Raw genomic sequence first — 19,004 nt, 5'->3', positions numbered from 1 at the left:
GGCTGGGACAAGGACCGCCCGGCAAGAGATGGCAACCGCGCGGCCGGTAGGCGTCTCGATGACCGCGCAACTGGTGGCAACCGATTGCCGGCCGCCTCGGCGCCCGGCGACGATGGCGGCCATGCCCGCCTCCCCCGTCCTGGCTCGGCATCCCGACCGGCTGTTTCCGGCCGAACCGCGGGTCCGCGCCATCGCCCGGCGGCTCTACGACGCCGTGCGCGGCCTGCCGATCCTGTCGCCGCACGGCCACGTCGACCCCCGCTGGCTCGCGGACGACGTCCCGTTCGCCGACCCGGCGACGCTGCTCGTGACGCCCGACCACTACGTGACGCGCCTGCTGCACGCCAATGGGGTGCCGCTGGCGGAGCTCGGCGTCGGGCGGGGGCCGCTGCCGGAGCACGAGTCCCGCCAGGTCTGGGGCCGGCTGTGCGAACACTGGCCCGTCTTCGCCGGCACGCCGACGCGGTACTGGCTCGAAGCCGAGCTGACCGAGATCTTCGGCGTGACGCGACGCCCGTCGGCCCGGACCGCTGACGCGATCTACGACCAGATCGCCGCCTGCCTGGCGAGGGACGGCTACCGGCCCCGAGCCCTGTTCGAACGGTTCGGCATCTCCGTTCTCGCCACGACCGACGACCCGTGCGACGACCTGGCGGCGCACGCCCGGCTGGCCGCCGACCCGGGCTTCAGCGGCCGGGTCCTGCCGGCCTTCCGGCCCGACCGCTATCTGGAGGCCGCGCGGCCGAGCTGGGCCGCCGACGTGGGCCGCCTCGGCGAGGTCGCGGGCCAGGACACCGGCAGCTACGCCGGCTGGGTCCGGGCGATGGAGCGGCGCCGGGCCTACTTCATCGAGCACGGGGCGACGTCCGCCGACCACAGCCACGACGACGTCGGCACCGAACCACTGGCGCCGCACGAGGCCGAGCGCCTCTACCGCGGTGCGCTCGCCGGCGACGTGACCGAGGCCGGGGGCCGGGCGCTGCGCCGGCACATGATCATGGAGATGGCCCGGATGTCCTGCGACGACGGGCTGGTCATGACCCTGCACCCCGGCGTCCGGCGCAACCACCACGGCCCGACCGCGGCGGCCTACGGACCGGACACCGGCCACGACATCCCCCTGCGCGTCGAGTACACCGACGCCCTGCGGCCGTTGCTGGAACGGTTCGGCACGCACCCGAACCTGCACCTGGTGCTCTTCACCCTCGACGAGACGGTGTTCTCCCGGGAGCTCGCGCCACTGGCCGGCTTCTACCCGTCGGTCTACGTCGGCGCGCCCTGGTGGTTCCTCGACGCCCCGGACGCCGTGCTGCGCTTCCGGGCCGCCGCGACCGAGACGGCAGGCTTCACCCGCACGTCGGGCTTCATCGACGACACCCGGGCCTTCTGCTCGATCCCCGCCCGTCACGACATGTCACGCCGCCTGGACAGCTCCTACCTGGCCCGCCTCGTCGCCGAGCACCGGCTCGAGGAGGACGAGGCGACCGAGATCGCCGTCGACCTGGTGGCCGGCCGGCCGCGGGCGGTGTTCAAGCTGTGAGCGCGGGCCGGCCCCTGCGGCGGGCCGAGCCGGCTCGGCCGGTCCGGGCCGTGCACCTCGGCCTGGGCAGCTTCTTCCGAGCGCACCAGGCCTGGTACACCGACCGGGCCAGCGACGCCGACGACTGGGGCGTGGCCGCGTTCACCGGCCGGCGCCCGGCCGCCGCCGCGGCGCTGCGGGCCCAGGACTGCCTCTACACGCTCGCCACCCGAGGCGCCGACGGGGACGAGTTCGCCCTCGTCCGCTCGGTCTCCCAGGCGCACGCCGGCGCCGATCACGAGACCTGGCTGGAGCTGGTCGGCTCACCCGCCGTCCGGGTCGTCACGCTCACCGTGACCGAGGCCGGATACCTGTGCGGCGCCGACGGCTCGCTCGACACCCGCGACACCCGGCTGCGCTCCGACCTCGCGGCGCTGCGGGCCGACCCACGGGCACCGGTGACCACGGCGCCGGCCCGGGTCGTGGCCGGCCTGCTCGCCCGCCAGGCCCGGGACGCGGGGCCGCTGACGGTGGTGCCCTGCGACAACCTGCCCGGCAACGGCACCCTGCTGGCCGGGGTACTGCACGAGATCGCCGCCGCCGTCGACCCCGGCCTGGCTGACTGGCTGGCCGGGCAGCTCAGCGTCGTCTCCACGGTGGTGGACCGGATCACGCCCCGGCCGACCGACGCTGACGGCGACGCGGTGCTCGCCGCCACCGGGCTGATCGACCGGTGCCCGGTGGTGACGGAGCCCTTCACCGAATGGGTCCTCGCGGGCGAGTTTCCCGGTGGCCGGCCTGCCTGGGAGAGCGCCGGGGCGGTCCGCACCGACGACGTCACGCCGTTCGAGAACCGCAAGCTCTGGCTGCTCAACGGGGCTCACTCGCTGCTGGCCTACGCCGGCTCGGCGCGCGGCCACCCGACCGTCGCCCAGGCCGTGGCCGACCCGGTCTGCCGGGGCTGGCTGCGGGACTGGTGGGACGTGTGCGCCCGGCACCTTCCCCCGCCGGCCGAGGACGTCACGGCCTACCGCCAGTCGCTGCTCGACCGTTTCGCCAACCCGCGAATCCGCCACGAGCTGGCGCAGATCGCCGCCGACGGGTCGCGGAAACTACCGGCCCGCATCCTGCCGGTGCTGCGGCGTGAGCGCGAGCAGGGCCGGCTGCCCGAGCCGGCCGTGACCGTGCTCGCGGCCTGGGTCCTGCACCTGCGGGGAGCCGGCACCCCGGTGACCGACGTCCGGGCCACCGAGCTGACCCAGCTGGCCGCCGGCCCCCTCGCCGGCGCCGTCCCACGTGTACTGGCCGCGCTCGATCCGGCGACGGCGGACGACACCGAGCTCGTCGGCGCCGTGCTCACCCGCGCCGCCCTTCCCTGGTGAGCACCGCACTCCGGCTGGGCCGGCGTCAGGAGGGCTGGGAGAGATCCGGCGCCGTGGTGCCGCCGAGGGGAATCGGGCTCATGCCGAGCTTGCGGTGGTCCCAGGACCGGGTGCGCTCGACGTCGACACGTACGGCGACCCGCTTGTGCAGCATGACCTCCACGAACGGCTTGACCTCGTCGGTGTAGGGGCCGTTGTAGCGCTCCCAGACGTTGACGCCGACGGCCCAGAGCGCCTCCGGGTCCGTCACGATCTCGGCCCGGCCCTCCAGGGAGACCCCGCGCAGCGCGTCGTAGGTCAGGCCGTCCTCCGCGAGGACGGTGACCCGCGGGTCCCGGCTGATGTTGAGCGCCTTCTGCGCCCTCGCCTTGGTCTCGAACCACACCACCCCGTCGAGGACGCCGAACCACATCGCGACCGCGTGCGGTTGGCCGGTCGGCCCCAGCGTCACCAGCGTCGCCGTGCGCTGCCCCGCCAGAAAGGCCGAGATCTCCTCGGCGGTCATCTCGACCTGCGATCGCTGGTTAGTGCCCATGGGTTCCTCACCAGAGACGTCCGCGACGGTCCCGCCCGGGCGGGCCGGCCTGGCGCGTGAAACTATCAGACATTTCCGCCTGCTGGCGGCAGACGGACGGCTGGGAGCAGGCCGGCTCGGCCGCTCGATTCGGCTCTCTCGCGGACTTCCCGCCCGTCACCGGTTCAGCGTGACGCGAAGTTTTGCTGTCCTCGGGGCCGGGCGGACCGCCATCGTCGTTTCTGGCAGCGTTGGGAGGGAGAACGGCGTGCGGCTGATCGCGGCTGGCCAGTTCGGCGCAGGCCGGGACCGGGAGGACCGGTCTCGGCCGGACGTCGTCTGGACCACCGCCGTGCGGGCCCTCGACGCGCAGCACCGGACGACGTCCCTGATCCGCCTCGGCTTCGTCGCGGTCATGTGGGGCATCGCCGCGAGCCTGCCCCTCGCTGGAATCGCCCGCGCCGGGCCGCAGCTCAGCCTGGCGACGGCGGGCTGCCTGCTGTCCTACGCGCACGCGCGGCCGGCGCTGGTCGAGGCGTTGGAGCGGCTGCCTGGGCTGGAGTCGGTGGCTGTCCACCTCACGGCGACCCGAGGCCGGGCGACCTTCGACGTACCGGGTCTACTTGAGGCGTTCGGGTCGGTAAGCGCAGGTCTCCTCTTCGCCGGGCCCTGGCCGGTGGCCGGGCTGTCCCCCTCGACCCGATCGGTCGCGGTCATCGCCGCGGTCGGTTTCGCGTGGCTTGTCGGGCTGAACACCACGATCGACGCAGGCTGGTACGCACCCTCGCTGCCGGTCGTGATGGGCGCGGATCGCAGCGTCGGACCGCCGCCCAAGGTGCTGGTCGTCCTGCGCCACCTCCAGGCGCTCCTCCTGGCGATCCTGGTGGCTCTCATCGTCGGCGTCCCCTGGACGCCGGCGATCGCGGCGATCCCGTGGGTACTGCGGGTGTCGGCCGTCTGCGTGATGCTGCTGCTTCAGGTCGTCTGGACCTGCTTCGAGCAGATCCTGACGGCCGCTGTGGAGACCGTGCGTGACGCCGAGGACGTGGTGCGCAAGGGCGCCGCCCAGGATCTGCACAGCCTCACCAAGAACGCGGTTCGGCTGGTGGCGAGGGCCGTCGAGGCGCAGGCGCCGAATCCGAGCGAGGTGCGGGCGCTGGTCCGCGACCTGCTGGTGGTGGTCGAGGAGACCCGGCTGTCCATGCTCTCCGAGGGGTCGACGGCCCGTGCCGCCGACGTGGCCGACCTCTGGCACGCCGTCACCCGGATCCTCCCGGACGGGGAACGCTCGCGCTGTGTGCTCGCCGCCGGCGCGGACCTCGTGCTGGGTGGAACCGACCATCAGCTGGCCCGGCGGGTGCTGGCCGACCTCGTCGTCAACGCGCTGAAGGCGGGCGCCGAGCGCGTCGAGGTCACCCTTGCCGTCGTCGGCGAGGCACCGTCATCCGGTGTCGAGCTGGACGTCACCGACGACGGTCCGGGCATGCCGGCGGATGCCCTCGACGACCCGCGTGGCAGCCTGCGGCTGCTCGACTGGGAGCTGCGCCGCTACGGCGGCGGGATCACCTTCACCACCGCGCGTGAGACGGGAACAGTGGTCCGGGCCCGGTGGACGTCTCGCCGGGGCGTGCGAACCGAAACGTCGACCGGCAGAACTCTGGAGACGCGATGACAATTCGGCTGCTGGTAATCGATGACCTGCTCGGCGTCGAGGTGGCGGTCGCGCGGGCGCTCGAAGACCAGTCCGACGTCGAGGTGACCGGGGTGCGCGACCCCCATGAGCTCGCCGCCCTTCTCGCGGCCGACAACGCCTTCCAGCTCGCCCTGGTGGACCTGCACTATGGTCGCGGCGCCCAGGCGAGCGGCATCGCGGCGGTCGACCAGCTCAGTACCCACAGCATTCCCTGCATAGTGCATACCGCCGACGCGGAGGAGAACAGGGTGCTGTTCCTGTTGGCGGTCTTCAAGTTCTTCCCCGAGACCTGGACACTCGTGTCGAAGAGCGCCGGGCACGACCCGATCCGCAGCGCGGTGGCCGCCCTGCGTGCCGGCTACCGCCCGGACGACACAGCGGCGCGGCGTTACAAGAAGGCCATTCCCATGCTCGACGCGCTGATCTGCCGACCGAGCGACCTGCTGATCTGGCGCGCGCTCCTGAACAACTTCCGGGAGCCGCAGGTCGCCCAGGCCGCGCACGTCTCCAAACGGGTGGTCTCCCAGTTCACCGCCGACCGCAGGCCGGTGGTGGAGCGGATCGAGTCCGATCTTCTCGGCCGGCGCCCGCCGGCTGACGACGACCTCGACCGGCGCGGCGCCAACCTGCTGGAGGTGTCCCGGTTCGCCCGGCTGAACGCCGACTTCTTCAACGACCCGGATGTGGAGCGCCTGTTCAGCCAACCGAGGTCCGTCTGGTGAGCGCCGGCTGGCTTCCCGCCCTCGGCAGCGCGAACTCCCACGGCCCTTTGGTCGCGTTCGTGTTCTGTCTCGCGATCAGCCCAGGGATTCCGATACTTCTCGGGCGCGGGCTCGAATGCCGCTGGCCTCGGCCGAGCCAGGAGTATCTCGCCTTCCTGTTCGGTGATCCGCTGCTCGCGTTGTCCGCCGCGCTCGGCGTCTGGCGCTGCGGCGGCACACCCCCGGGTCCGGCGCGCTGGCTGGTCTCGGGCACCGGGGGAATCGTCATAGCGGCCGGCTGGCTGGGCTTCGGTCTCTGGCAGTGGCGAGCGGAGCTGCGCGGCGGTCTTTACCTGCCGGCCCAGGCGCTGGCACCGACGAAGATCTGGCACCAGGTCGTCGTCTATCCCCTGCTCGGTTACCCCGTCACCGCCGCCGTGGCGGCGGGAGTGCTCGCCCCTGGCGGACGGCGGATACCCGTGACGGCCGCGATCCTCGCCTGCGCGGCGGCCTGGGTGGCCTTCAACGTCTACGACCGCGGTCACCGCAAGCTCGGGCACCCGCCGTACGACTGGAGACGTCTGCGCCCGTTCCCGCGGCCGTGGCCGACGGCGTCGGAATCACTGCGGATCGCCGTCCGAGCGGACGCTCGGCCCGAGTGCGAAGTTACGCAGCCGGCGTGGCGCACCAACGAGCGCGACGCGACGGGATAACGCGCCACCAGGGCGAACTCACGCGCCGGAACGCGCGAGGCTGCCCGCTGAAATGACCCCTGTGGAAGCGCATTGTCGACCTGAGAACGATTAGGCGCCGAACCCGGCTGAAAAGCCTGAGAAAACTCGCGCCTGACCGGTCGAATCGGCGGCCTCGGCGACCATTCATCGTCGACACACAGGGAGACGACATCAGATGGACGAACTGCGCCCCGGCGACCCCAGACAACTCGGCTCCTATGCGATCGTGGGCAGCCTTGGAGCCGGCGGTATGGGCCGTGTCTATCTCGGCCGGTCCCGCGCGGGCCGACCGGTGGCCATCAAGGTCATCCGACCGGATCTCGCCGACGATCCCGAGTTCCGGGAGCGGTTCGCCCGTGAGGTGGCGGCCGCCCGCACGGTCAGCGGAGCCTTCACCGCGCCGGTGATCGATGCCGATCCGCGAGCCGAGCGGCCGTGGCTGGCCACCGCCTACGTGCCGGGCCCGTCGCTGCAGAAGGCGATCGAGGATTTCGGGCCGCTGCCGACGTCGTCGGCCGCCGCGCTGGGCGCCGGCATCGCCGAGGCGCTCGCGGCGGTGCACGCCGCCGGGGTGGTTCACCGCGACCTGAAGCCGTCGAACATCCTGCTCGCCGCCGACGGACCGAGGGTCATCGACTTCGGCATCGCGCGTTCTGCCGAGAACGTCGCGATGACCACGACGGGCGAGCTGATCGGCACGGCCGGGTTCACCGCGCCCGAGCAGCTCACCCACGCCCGGACCGGTATCGACCCGATCGGCCCGGCGGCCGACGTCTTCGCGCTGGGAGCGGTGCTCACCGTCGTCACCACCGGCGTCGGCCCGTTCGGTCGCGGCAGCGTGGTGGAGATCCACGCCCGGGTGCTCCACAACGCTCCAGCACTCAACGGCGTGCCGCCGGTGCTGCGTGACCTGGTCAGCCGATGCCTGGCCAGGGACCCGCGCCACCGGCCGTCGGTGCACGAGGTGCTGGCCAGCCTGACCGCCGGCGGGGCCACGATGCCCGACCTGAGCGAGCCCGGCTGGCTGCCACCGCCGCTGACGCAGGCAATCCAGTCAGCCCCGTCGTTTCCCGGCGGCACAGGTTCGGACTACCGAGCCCTGACTCCGCCGTCGACGCGACCGCCCTACCAGGGATGGCCCGACGTCTCCATGGTCACGCCGCCCCCGCCGGCAGAGGGCGGCACACCGGCGGTCACCCCGCTGCCGTCCCGGCCCACGTCGCGGCGGCCGGCGATCCTGGCGGGCGGGTCGCTCGCTGTGGCCGCCGTGGCGAGCGCGCTACTCCTGAGAGGGTGCTGGACGGGACCCGTCGACCCGGTGGTCCCTCCCAGCCCTGTCATCACGACGACATCGCCGGCCAAGCAGCCGGTCCAGCCGCCGGTCCAGCCGGTGAGCTCGGCCTCGGTCTCCGTCGATCCCGGGACGGCCGCGCAGTACAGCTGCACGCAGAACGTCAACTCGATCACGAACGCCGGCACGCGACATGTCGATCTGGAGTTCCACAACCGGAGCTCGCAACCGGTCCGGATCTACTCCCACGACGGTTTCGGCACCCGTGTGGGGCTGACACTGCGGATCCTCAACCCGGGCAAGGACGTGACCATCACCGATGCGACGAGCACGAAGGCCTACGAGGTCACGAACGAAGCCCAGATCTGCCAGGCGGTGCTCGTGCCCTCCTCCGGCTCCACGGAGGTCTGGATCTCCTGAGCCCGCTCAGGCGCACGGCGAACCAGGTCGGGCGCGGCCCGAGGTCAGGTCACGGGATGCGGGCGAACCCGGTGTACGAGTCGAGGACCTTGCCGCGGGCCCGGCGGCCCGGGCGCCACAGCGGGGTGGAGACGACCCCGGGCTTCAGCAGCTCCAGGCCGTCGAAGAACCGGACCAGCTCGTCCGGAGTCCTGGACCGGTACGGGGCGTTCTCGGGGTTGCGCCGGATCGCCTCGTCCCGAGCCGGGCTCGCGGTGCCGTCGTTGAGGGCCAGGTAGCTCCCGCTCGGCAGCGCGCCGACGAGCTTGCGGACGATCGCGTACGCCTCGTCGTCGTCGACCACGTTCGCCATGACGCCGAACAGGATCAGCCCGACCGGCTGTTCGAGGTCGAGAACCTCGCCCGCGCCGCGCAGGATCTTCTCCGGGTCGCGGACGTCGGCGTCGACGTAGGAGGTGACTCCTTCGGGGCGGCCGACCAGCAGGGCCCGGGCGTGCAGGAGGACCAGCGGGTCGTTGTCGGCGTAGACGACCTTGCTCTCGGGCGCGACGCTCTGCGCGACCTCGTGGGTGTTGTCCGCCGTCGGCAGGCCGGTGCCGACGTCCAGGAACTGCCGGATGTCGAGCGTGCCCGCGAGGTGGGTGACGACCCGGTTGAGCAGCAGGCGCGAGCTGCGCGCGATGTCGATGATCTGCGGGAACACCTCGACGACCCGGTCCGCGGCGGCCCGGTCGGCCGGGAAGTTGTCCTTGCCGCCTAGCCAGTAGTTCCACATCCGCGCCGAATGAGGCACCTCGACGTTGAGCGAGGCGGCCAGACTGTCGCTGGGGGGCGCAGAGGAGTCCGGCATGCGTGTGTCCGATCCGTGAGCGTGTTGGTGACCTGCTCCGCGGCTCCCGATGCTAGCCGACGCCGCTTCGCCACAGGGCGCCACTCTCCGGTCGCAATGTGAGACGAAGGCCACACAATAGATATTCACAATCAAATTACTGCACTTGGGGCAATCGTCGCGCCTCTTGCTGATCCGCCGGCTACCGGCGGGTTGCCAGCGCGGGCAGGCGGCGGATCAGCGCCGGCCGTCAGCGCTCGACCGGGTGGTTCGAGCGGACGACGCCGGAAGGGTGGTCCGGCCTACGACCCGGGTTCCGGAGTCCCGTTGGGCACGTCCCCGTCTCGCGGCGCCTGCGTAGAAGTAGACGTCGCGGGCGCGGGCGCGGGCGCGGGCTGCACGGTAGGCGAGGCGACGACAGGAGGCGTCGGCGGCGGCGCGGTGCTGGGCCGGACCGAGGGCGGCGGGGACGACGACGGAGGTTCTGTTTCCGGTGGCACTGTCGTCGACGGGGTGCTGCTCGGTGGTGTGCTGACCGGTCCGGTCGAGCCCGTCGGCGCGGTCACGTTCAGGTGCACCGGCCGGCTGGTATTCGACGAACCGTCGTCGGCCTTGACCTCCACGGACAGCTCCCACGAGCCGGCGCCCAGCGTCTGGGTGAAGGATGACGAGGTCTGCGGGCCGTAGGTCTGCGTGCCGGTCGGCCCGGCGACGATGAAGGTGTAGCTGGAGATCGGCGCGTCGCCCGCGGTCGAGTTGGCGGCGCTCATCGCCACCGGCAGCGGCGCCTCGCCGCCGGCCGGGGTGACGACCAGGTACGCCACCGGCGGCCTACCCGTGACGGTCACCGACTCGGATGCGGTGGCGGGCCCACCGGCGTTGTCGGCGGTCACCGTCACCGTGTAGGTGCCGGGCGAGCTGTAGGTGTGGCTCGCGGTCCTGCCTGATCCGTGCGCCGTGACGGCCGAACCGTCCCCGAAGCTGAAGCTGTAGGTGATGGGATCGGTACCGGTGGTCCCCGACGCGTCGGCGGTGACCGTCAGCGGCGCGATGCCCGAGGCCGGGCTGACCCTGAGCACCGGCATCGGCGGAAGAACCTTCGAGGTGACCGCGACGGACGCTGTCACCATCCGCGACTCCGAGCCGGCGGTAACCGTCACGCTCACGTAGTAGTTGCCCGACTGCGGGTACACGTGGGTATCGCTGTTGCTCGCGCTCGGCTTCTCCTTGCCAGCGCCGGCGCCGAAGTCGTAGGCGTAGCTGACGGTTCCCGTAGGGGTACAGGCCAGGCTGACCACCGCGGTGACCTGCTGATCCGGGGCGACGGTCCCCGGCGACACGGTGAGCGTCGGTTCCAGGGAACAGGCCGACCCCGGGACGGTGACGGTCGCCCGCGCGTTGTCGCTCGACCGCCCCGCCGAGTCGGTGACCGTGAGGGTCATCGTGTAGGTGCCGGCGGCCGCGTAGGTGTGTGACGCGGTCGACGCCGCTCCCAGAGTGGCAGCGGTCCGGTCACCCCAGTCGAACCGGTAGGTCAGCCCCGATCCACCGCGCGACTGCGAGCCGTCGGCCGTGATCATGAGCGAGTTGTCTCCCGCTGGCCGAACCTGCAGGACAGGCACGATGCCCTCGTCGACGATGACCAGCTCGCTGGCCTGACTGCTTACACCGGTGCTGTCGAAGACGGTGACGACGACGGCGTAGTCGCCCTTCACCAGGTAGTTGTGGGCGGCCTGGGGCGACGACGAGGAAACGGCTGTCGTCCCGTCGCCGAAGTCGAAGACGTACCGGCTGATCGGCGCGCCGCCCGGTGCGGACGCGGCGGCGCTCGCGCTGACCTGGAGTTGCGCCTCGCCCGAGTTCGGCGAGACGGTCAGCGCCGCCGTCGGCGGGCCGACGCCCGGCTTCGAGACGGTGATCGTCACCGAGCGCACCAGCGTGCCACCGTTCACGAGCTGGACGGTGGCGGTGACCGGATAGCCGCCGTCGGACGTCCAGGCGTGGCTCACGGTCGTTCCGGCGGCGGTCACGCCGTCACCGAATGTCCAGGTCACGGCGCGCACTCCGCCGGCCGCCGCGTTGGCCTGCGCCTGCAGGGTCACCGACGTGTCGATCTTCGTGGACGTCGTCGACGCCGCGATCACCACGTCCGGTACCGGGCTGTCGTCCGTCGTCGACCCGCCGACGACCGTGGTGGAGCCGGTGGATCCGAGCACGCTCGGCCCGGTTCCGGAGCCACCCGGCAGGACGCCGGTGCCGATGCCGTCCCCGGTGGACCTGGGCTCGACGCCCGGCAGCGAGAGCCCCTGCCGGATCGAGGGTCGAGAAGGCCCGGCCGACGAGCCTGGCCGCGGTGGACTGCTGGCTCCCGCTGAGGCGGGCTGGGTCTGCCGCGGGTTCGTGCTGGGCTGGCTCGACGGGGTCGGCGTCGCCGTCGGGCCGGCAGACGGCGGCGTACGCGGGCTGGACGAGGTCAGGGAGGTGGTGTCGGTGAGCCCGAGGCCGCCACCCTCCGCGCCGCTGCCCGCCCCCGGTCCGACCTTGGTCGGGTCGTATTTCCGGACCGGGCGGACTGCGCCGGTGAGGTCGATGATGCCGGCGCGGGAGCTCGCGGGGTCGTTGAAGAACATCACCGGGCCGTTGTTCTCCAGCTCGAACGGCGTGTTCGGCGGCAGCACTTTCGGCCGCGCGACGACCCGCGTGCTGGCCTCGTCGAACACGATGACGGTGCCGGCGGTGAAGTCCGGGATGAACACGTGCGCGGCGGCCTCCTTCGGCTCGCCGAGCAGGTGGCCGGCCGTGCCGAGGTCGACCGCGAGGCCGCAGCTCCCGGTGGCGAGGTCGCTGGTCAGCAGCAGGCCACGGGCGCCGCTGACGACGTAAAGCCGTGAGCCGAGGGCCGCGCCGGTGACGGTCAGGCTGGAGTCGCCTGGCCCGGTGGCGAGGCACACCCCGGTGCCGGTCACACCGTCCGTATCGATCCTCCTGGCTCGACCGGCCGCGAGATCGACCGCGACCGGGCGGCCGCCGACGGTCACAAGCCTGGTCCTGGCCGGGTCGACCGCCGTCCGCTGGATCTTCTCGCCGCCCAGGCCGATCCGGATCAGGTCGCCGGTCCGGCCGTCGACAGCCCAGAGGCGGCCGGCGGAGTCGGCGACCGCTGCCCCGTCTGCCACCCGCGCGGCCAGCGAGAACTGCCCCCGCACCCGCAGCGAACGGGGGTCGGCGAGGGTGACGAGACCGGTCGTCGGGTCGACGGCGAACAGCGCGCCGGGCGCCGGGTAGAGCGCGGGCGCCTGGTTATGGGTCGAGAACCGGACCGGCGCCGACACCCCGTACGTGGCGCCGTCGATGCGGCGCAGGCTGCCGTTGCCGGCCGTGACGAACTCGTCCGAGCCGGCCTGCACCCCGGCGAGCTGCGCCGCCGAGACGCTCACCTGGGTGAGCACCTGCGCGGTTGACCCGTCGATGAGCGAGACCTGCCCGGCGGCCGACGACACCAGCCAGGCCTCACCCTCGGGCAGGCTCACCGACCGGGCGTGCTCCCCGCGCGAACGCCCGACGGCCACGACGACGACCGTGACCCCGACGATCAACACGGCCAGCGCCACGCGCGACAGCCATCCCCACCGAAACACCGTCGCCCACCCTCTGCCAGCCGGACGCGTCTTCGCGCTCGCCGGTCCCGTTACCGCGGTCATGTCATCGGCTCCGGGCCGACGGTGCGGGCAGCAGCGGGCGAAGGTCGGCCGCGCGCACCAGAGCCCACCCGCGGCCGCGGCCCGCGAGCAGCTCCCGGCGCAGGTCACCGACCAGGCCCCAGGCCTCGTCCGGCTCGTTCTCGTCGCCGACCGGGGCGAACATCGCCCGGTCGGTGAGCGTCGCCAGCCGGCGCAGCGGCGCCGCGGCCCCCGCGATCGTGGGCCGGCCGGCGACGAGCGCCACGACCTCCTGCTGGGTCAGCGTGCTCGCCCGGGACACCCCGTGCTCGGCGAGACGATCGCGGGCCTCCCCCCAGGCGCCGATGACTTTGGCACCCGGGTCGCCCCGCCTGCGACGGCGCCGTCGCCGGGCCTTTTCGGCTACGACCAGCAGCGGCAAGGCGACGACCAGCGCGGCCACCGACAGCAGGACCCACAGCCACAGGAGGTCCGATGCGCGTGGCCGGGTGCCGTCCGTCGTGGACCCGACCGGCGGAACCCGCAGCGGAGGCACCACCTGGGCGCTCGTCGCGTCCCGGCGGCCGGCGGACACGCCGGTGAGCGCGTCCGGGGAGGTCTCGGCCGGCGGGGGCAGCACCTTGGTCAGCTGGCTGTCGTCGGTTGGCTCGAAGGGCACCCAGCCGAGGCCGGACAACAACACCTCCGGCCAGGCGTGTGCCTGCTGGGTCGTCACCGTGAACGTGTCGTCCGCGGACATCCGGCCCCGGTCGAGCAGATAGCCGACGCTCACCCGGGTGGCGAAGCCGAGAGCTCGGGCCAGGACGGCGAACGCGGCAGCGTGCTGCTCCGAGTAGCCACGCTGGTCTCCGGCGCCCTTGCCGGTCAGGAAGCGGGTCAGCGCGCCGTACGAGTGGCCAGGAGTGGCCGCGAGGTCGTACGGGAACCGGCTCCCGTCACGCAGGTAGTCCTGGAGCGCGACGAGCTTGGCGTAGGGACTTGGCGCGGACGCGGTCACCGCGGCGGCCAGGCTGACGAGCTCGGGCGGCATGCCGGGCGGCAGGCCCAGCGAGGGTGCGGCGGCTGGACCCGTCGCCGGGGTCGCCGCGGCCAGCCGCGCCTCCGTCGGGACCGCGACGTAGCTGTCCAGCTCATAGCGGTAGCCGTCCGGAACGGGTCCCAGCGTGGCGAGGGTCCCGGACGCCGGCTGGTACGCCGCGCCCGCGCCGGGCCGCGCCTGAACGCGCAAGGCGGTGGGTCGGCCGAGCGACGGCAGCAGGACACCGTCCAGGCCGGTGTCCGTCACGTCGGCGCGGACCGCGGTCTGCGCGACCGTGACGGACACCTGGTCGGCTGGCGCCGGCAGCGCCCGCTCGACGCGGACGAACTGGCCGTCGTCCTGCCAGGCCGCACCGTCGAAATCACCGAGCGCCGCGACGCGAATCCGATCCACCGGCAGGCGACCTGCGCCGGCGGCGATCCGGACGGTGAACAGCGTCCTCGGCGGTGTGGTCGCGAGCTGGCTGCGCACCTGGACGAGGGGGCTGAGCACGGCGACGTCGTCGACCGGAGGGTGCCAGTGCTCGCGCGGGTCGTAGCGGGCACCGCCGGCCGGCACGAGGGTCGCGGCGACGGTGCCGACGGCGGCGATCAGGGCGACGACCGGCAACCCGACTGACAGCGCTCCAGCGCCGCGGCCGCCGCCGCGGGCGACGACCTGGTCACCGCCCCGCGTCCGGCCGGCGGATTCCGCCGGCAAGCTGGCGCGCACCGCGGCCAGCGCCAGCGCGGCGGCAACGAACCCGCCGGTCGCCAGCAGTCGAGCGCGCGAGGAGCCCGCTCCCGCGCCGCCGACCAGCACCAGCACCGCGACCAGCGCTCCCAACGGCGGGGCGACCGGCGCGAGCGGCGGTCGCCCCCGCACCACCAGCACCGCTGCGCAGTACGTGCTCACCCACAGCAACGCGGCCGGCGGGGTGAGCAGCAGCGCCGACGGCTGGGCCGGCAGGGCGACGCTCAGCAGGTGCGGCCAGCCCGCGCCGAGATCGCGCAGCACCGCGCCGGCCGTCGCCGCGGCCCCGTACGTCAGACCCCCGACCAGGCCGACGACGCCGACCAGGCCCAGGTCAGCCAGCCGGTACGCCGCGACCGCGCCCAGCGGCGCCGCGACCAGAACGGCGCCGGCCAGCGGCGGCAGGTACGCCAACCCGTCGAAGAGACCGCCGACGGCGACCACCGCCGGGACGGCCAGCAGTGCGACGAGAACCAGCTGGACGGTGGTCATCCGCCAGTTCCCCGCCGTCTGCGCCAGCGTCGGCGGCGCCGGCTCGGGCTCGGGCTCGGGGACGGCCGGCGCATTGGCCCCGGAGAGCGAAGGCGGCTGCGAGCCGGGCCGCGAAGGCGCTCCCACCACAGTGGGGGCCTCGGTGGTCACCCGCGCGCCGCGGCCGGCGGGCAGCATCCAACCGGCGCCAGATTCATGATCATATTGGATTTCCCCCGTCACACGACACGCAGGTCGCGGGCGCGCCCCCGCACGCTGCGACTCCTAGCTTTGCATAGGCCACGAAGCGTGGCCATACCCGACACGCAGGCAACGGCCTGGTTGCGGATGGCATGTTGATTTTGGAAGCGTCCGGTGGCTCAAAGCGACACGGAACCGATCTTCATCAAGGTGGGCGTCGGCAGGCGAGCTCATCGCGAAGCTGTTCGCCGAGCACTACGGCCCGGTCCTGCACGCCCCCGACGCCCCGGCCGTCCACGTCGAGTACTGAGCCGGCGTCGGCTTCGGGACCACTTCGGGTGGGCCACGAAGCGCCACGGAAATGTCGCGGTGGAAACATGGCCGAGTGGACGTCACGCTGGTCGGCGGCGGTCGGGACACGGCCGCCGCGCCGACGCTCTTCGGCCCCTTCGTCGCGGCCGCCGGGCCTGGCGCCGTGATCGCCTGCGTGCTCGTAGACGAGGGCGACGACCGTCCGACGCCACCGTGGACCCGCGCCTACCGGCGTGCCCGCCGGCTGGACCCGTTCGACCGCTGGTCGCGGCTGCTGACGTCCGCCGGCCCGTGCCGGCCCGTACTGATACAGATCCCGTCCGGCGGTCGGCTCGATGTCGCGGCGCTGGACGGCGCGACCGGGCTGTTCGTCGCCGGCGGCCTCACCCCCGACTACGCGACGGCACTCGCGTCCGTCCGCGCGGACGTGCACGCCTGGCTCGCCCGCACCGGAGCCCCGTACGCGGGCTACTCGGCCGGCGCCGCCGTCGCGGCCGACCGCGCCGTCATCGGCGGCTGGCGTTCAGACGGCCTGCCGATCTGCGACGAGGAGGCCGGGGAGAGCCTGGACGAGGTCACCGTCACCGACGGCCTCGGCCTCGTGCCCGCGCTCGTCGACATCCACTGCGCCCAGTGGGGAACTCTCCCCCGCCTGCTCGTCGCGGCCCGGGCCGAGGCCGCCGCCGGCCGCCCCGCCGAGGGCTGGGGCATCGACGAGGACACCGCCATCCACCTGACCGACGACGCGGTGACCGTCCTCGGCCGCGGCCAGGTCCACCGGCTGGTCCCCGGCCCGGACGAGCTCACCGTCGAACAGTTCGCCGCGACCGACCGCCTCCCCGACCCACGCGCGCCGCAACCCCAGCCCGAGCCAGCCGACTGACCACGGCCAGCGCCGCGGCCGACAAGGTCCGTCCCCTCGTTCGACGGCCAATCTTGATCGCCGTTTCGGCCCTCGGATGGTCGTACTCACAGCCGCTCAGCAACCATCCGAGGGCGCAAACGGCGATCAAGTTGGCCTGCTCCCACTGCTCGAACGCGCCGGCTTGCCTCGCTTCGCCGCCGAGGTGCGCCGACACCTTCGCTAGAAGATGAGGGGCGAGCCTCAGAGGAAGATCCTCCCCGAGGCGGGATCGAACGAGAGGCGGGGCGTGGTGGGGCTTCCTGAGCCGTTTGGGGATTTTCAGCTTGAGATCTATCTGCAGGGGCTGAGCGGGGTCGTTCCGACGTTGCCAATGGTGTTCGAGGAGCTTGAACGCCGGGCCCAGAGCGCCTTGCCGTCGTCGGTCTGGTCGTACGTGGCCGGCGGCGCGGGTGACGAGGCGACGCAGCGGGCCAACGTGGCGGCGTTCCAGACCTGGGGGCTGATCCCGAGGATGCTGGTCGGCGCGGTCGAGCGGGACCTGTCCGTCGAGCTGTGGGGCCGGCGCTGGCCGGCACCGGTGTTCCTCGCGCCGATCGGGGTCATCGGGCTGTGCGCGCAGAGCGGCCACGGCGACCTGGAGACGGCGCGGGCCGCCGCGCGCGCCGACGTCCCGATGGTCGCCTCGACGCTGACCGTCGACCCGCTGGAGGACGTCGCCGCCGAGCTGGGCGAGACTCCTGGCTTCTTTCAGCTCTACACGCCGAAGGACCGGGAGCTCGCGGAGAGCCTGGTAGCCCGGGCGGAACGCGCGGGCTTCGCCGGGATCGTCGTCACGCTGGACACCTGGGTCACCGGCTGGCGGCCCCGCGACCTGGCGACGTCGAACTTCCCGCAGCTACGCGGCCACTGCCTGGCGAACTACTTCACCGACCAGAACATACATCAACATGGGTACTCAAACGATCTTGCCCCCGCCAGCGTGTAGCCGGCAGGGGCAATCACCTTCGTGACGTCACGAAGGTGATTTGTGGCCAAATCTTCTTGAGACTTGCGGAAAAAGGTTTGTGGTTCAGCTAAGCCAGACTACCTCTAGTCTTCTCGGGTCGAAGCTACGGGTGCCCGTAAGAGTCGGCGGTTTGAGAACAATGGCACTGATAACCGTCTCGATAATCACGCGGCGCTGCTCGATCTCAAGCTTTGGCCACTCGGCAACTACGTTGGTAACACGAGGTGTTCCAGCGCGAGCCTGTACCCACAATCCTCGATCTTCGATGAGTGCGCTTCTTCGCTCTTCCAGTTCTCGCACGTTAGGGAAGACGAGCGCGGCTGTTAGTTCACCGGCCCTGTAGGCGGCCATCAGCTCGCCTATACGTGTCTCAAGTGACGCGAGCTCACCATTTCCCGGCCACACCTTCTCACCTAGAGACACGCGATGATCGGCTAGATAGGCGAGCACAAGCTCAGTCACCAAGTCGTCTATCGGCCTACCTGCGCCGTAGACGCCCGAGCATTCAATGTGTGTTCGATCATCGACGCACCAGTACATGTAGCCGCACGCGTAGCTTGTCGACTTAGAACCATAGAGCTTCTGCCCACACTTGCCGCATCTGAGTATGCCGGACAGTAGATAGACCCGACGACGCCTGGGGTCATGAGATTCGGTCTTAGGCTTGAGTATCTCGCAGACCGCTAGCCAGGCTTCGTTGGACACCAACGGCTCGCTAGGAGCTTTCACCGGGCGGTTATCTTTATCCGTAGCTATGCGCCCTTGGTAGATGCGCCAGCCCGCCAGTCGCGGATTCGTCATGATCTTCACGAACGATGCACGAACCCACAGGTTGCCCTTAGTGGTTTTGACTCCCGCCTTGTTCCATCCCCTGAAAATACGGGTGGAATTCACACCGGCTAGCAGATCGTCGACTGCCTTATGAAGTATCGGAGCCTCCACAGGATGAAGCCTTATGCCGTCTTCTAGCCAGCCGAATGCCCGTGGCCCGTTCACCTTCCTGCCGTGCTCTGCCATTACTCGGTGCTTCGTGCGTACCCGCTTCGAGGTGTCGGCCGACTGCCGAGATTTGATAGTCACCATGATGCGGGCCATGTCTCGACCGCTGTCAGTTAGCAGGTCGAGCGTCCCGGTGATATCGATGATGGGACGTCCGAACTGCATAACCACGTCGATGGCATCTTCTAGATGGCGCTGGTCGCGGGTGAGCCGGTCGAAGTCGGCCACTACCAGGCCATCGAGCCTCTTGCCGTTTGGCGTTAGTCCACGCTTGAGGTCTTCGAGGACACCATCAAAGATGGGCCGAATAACCCGATAGCCAACTGTGCCATCAGGTAGTTTGACCTTGCGCTTCTTCCATGCCGAGGAGTTGGGCTCATCATAGTAGTAGATGAGCGTGCCCCCGCGGCTACGGATGTACGTCTCACAGTCTTCTAGCTGCACCTCACGGTTATTGATATCCAGATCAGCCAGAACCTTCACCTTGAGTTCTTCTAGCTTCTGGGGATCAACCTCGAATGACAGACGGACAAGGGCAGCAAAGTTGAGGCCGGTAAGGTCTCCCAGATGGGCGCGCTGTACCGCACCATTGTTAAGGTCCACATGATCACTTATG

General features: G+C 71.5%; 12 protein-coding genes and 1 pseudogene. 8 read left to right on the top strand and 5 right to left on the bottom strand.

What is annotated here, in order from left to right:
* Positions 1-112 precede the first annotated feature (112 nt).
* Positions 113-1,540 carry a glucuronate isomerase gene (gene uxaC, locus I6A60_RS07300; RefSeq protein ID WP_203015674.1) on the top strand — a complete coding sequence of 476 codons (1,428 nt, stop codon included), beginning with the start codon at positions 113-115 and terminating at the stop codon, positions 1,538-1,540.
* Entirely contained in the window at positions 1,537-2,901 is a 1,365-nt protein-coding gene (locus tag I6A60_RS07295; protein WP_203042648.1) for a mannitol dehydrogenase family protein, read from the top strand. The genes uxaC and I6A60_RS07295 overlap by 4 nt, the downstream gene beginning before the upstream one ends.
* Before the next feature lie 25 nt (positions 2,902-2,926).
* Here the strand turns inward: I6A60_RS07295 and I6A60_RS07290 are convergent, their stop codons facing one another.
* Complete coding sequence (locus I6A60_RS07290) at positions 2,927-3,436, bottom strand: pyridoxamine 5'-phosphate oxidase family protein (RefSeq protein ID WP_203015633.1); 510 nt, start codon at positions 3,434-3,436, stop codon at positions 2,927-2,929.
* 247 nt (positions 3,437-3,683) lie between these two features.
* Here I6A60_RS07290 and I6A60_RS07285 point away from each other — a divergent pair, with 247 nt between their 5' ends.
* From I6A60_RS07285 to I6A60_RS07270, 4 genes are all read left to right on the top strand, one after another.
* Entirely contained in the window at positions 3,684-5,087 is a 1,404-nt protein-coding gene (locus I6A60_RS07285) for an ATP-binding protein (RefSeq protein ID WP_203015635.1), read from the top strand.
* Entirely contained in the window at positions 5,084-5,830 is a 747-nt protein-coding gene (locus I6A60_RS07280) for a hypothetical protein (RefSeq protein WP_203015637.1), read from the top strand. The genes I6A60_RS07285 and I6A60_RS07280 overlap by 4 nt, the downstream gene beginning before the upstream one ends.
* Entirely contained in the window at positions 5,827-6,522 is a 696-nt protein-coding gene (locus I6A60_RS07275) for a hypothetical protein (RefSeq protein WP_203015640.1), read from the top strand. The genes I6A60_RS07280 and I6A60_RS07275 overlap by 4 nt, the downstream gene beginning before the upstream one ends.
* Positions 6,523-6,718: 196 nt before the next feature.
* Positions 6,719-8,254, top strand: coding sequence for a serine/threonine-protein kinase (locus tag I6A60_RS07270; protein ID WP_203015642.1), 1,536 nt, complete (start codon positions 6,719-6,721; stop codon positions 8,252-8,254).
* A 49-nt stretch (positions 8,255-8,303) separates the two neighbouring features.
* Here the strand turns inward: I6A60_RS07270 and I6A60_RS07265 are convergent, their stop codons facing one another.
* The 3 genes from I6A60_RS07265 to I6A60_RS07255 form a co-directional block, all read right to left on the bottom strand.
* Positions 8,304-9,104 (bottom strand): SAM-dependent methyltransferase, encoded by an 801-nt coding sequence (locus I6A60_RS07265; protein ID WP_203015643.1) that lies wholly within the window; start codon positions 9,102-9,104, stop codon positions 8,304-8,306.
* Positions 9,105-9,385: 281 nt separating this feature from the next.
* On the bottom strand, positions 9,386-12,694 hold the full coding sequence (locus I6A60_RS07260) for a PKD domain-containing protein (RefSeq protein ID WP_203015644.1): 3,309 nt from the start codon (positions 12,692-12,694) through the stop codon (positions 9,386-9,388).
* 91 nt (positions 12,695-12,785) lie between these two features.
* Positions 12,786-15,026 carry a transglutaminase domain-containing protein gene (locus I6A60_RS07255; protein WP_203042649.1) on the bottom strand — a complete coding sequence of 747 codons (2,241 nt, stop codon included), beginning with the start codon at positions 15,024-15,026 and terminating at the stop codon, positions 12,786-12,788.
* Between the two features lie 565 nt (positions 15,027-15,591).
* On the opposite strand from I6A60_RS07255, the gene I6A60_RS07250 reads away from it, so the two are divergent.
* Together I6A60_RS07250 and I6A60_RS07245 are read left to right on the top strand one after the other, a co-directional pair.
* Complete coding sequence (locus I6A60_RS07250; RefSeq protein WP_203015646.1) at positions 15,592-16,401, top strand: Type 1 glutamine amidotransferase-like domain-containing protein; 810 nt, start codon at positions 15,592-15,594, stop codon at positions 16,399-16,401.
* A gap of 271 nt (positions 16,402-16,672) precedes the next feature.
* Positions 16,673-17,314: pseudogene (locus I6A60_RS07245) on the top strand (alpha-hydroxy-acid oxidizing protein); the annotation flags it as partial.
* Positions 17,315-17,452: 138 nt separating this feature from the next.
* Here I6A60_RS07245 and I6A60_RS07240 read toward each other — a convergent pair.
* A complete protein-coding gene (locus I6A60_RS07240) occupies positions 17,453-18,991 on the bottom strand; it encodes a recombinase family protein (RefSeq protein WP_203015647.1) in 1,539 nt (512 codons plus the stop codon).
* Between the last annotated feature and the right edge of the window lie 13 nt (positions 18,992-19,004).

The organism is Frankia sp. AgB1.9, assembly GCF_016786355.1.
Lineage (GTDB): Bacteria > Actinomycetota > Actinomycetes > Frankiales > Frankiaceae > Pseudofrankia.
This window is presented reverse-complemented; position numbering and strand designations above follow the sequence as displayed.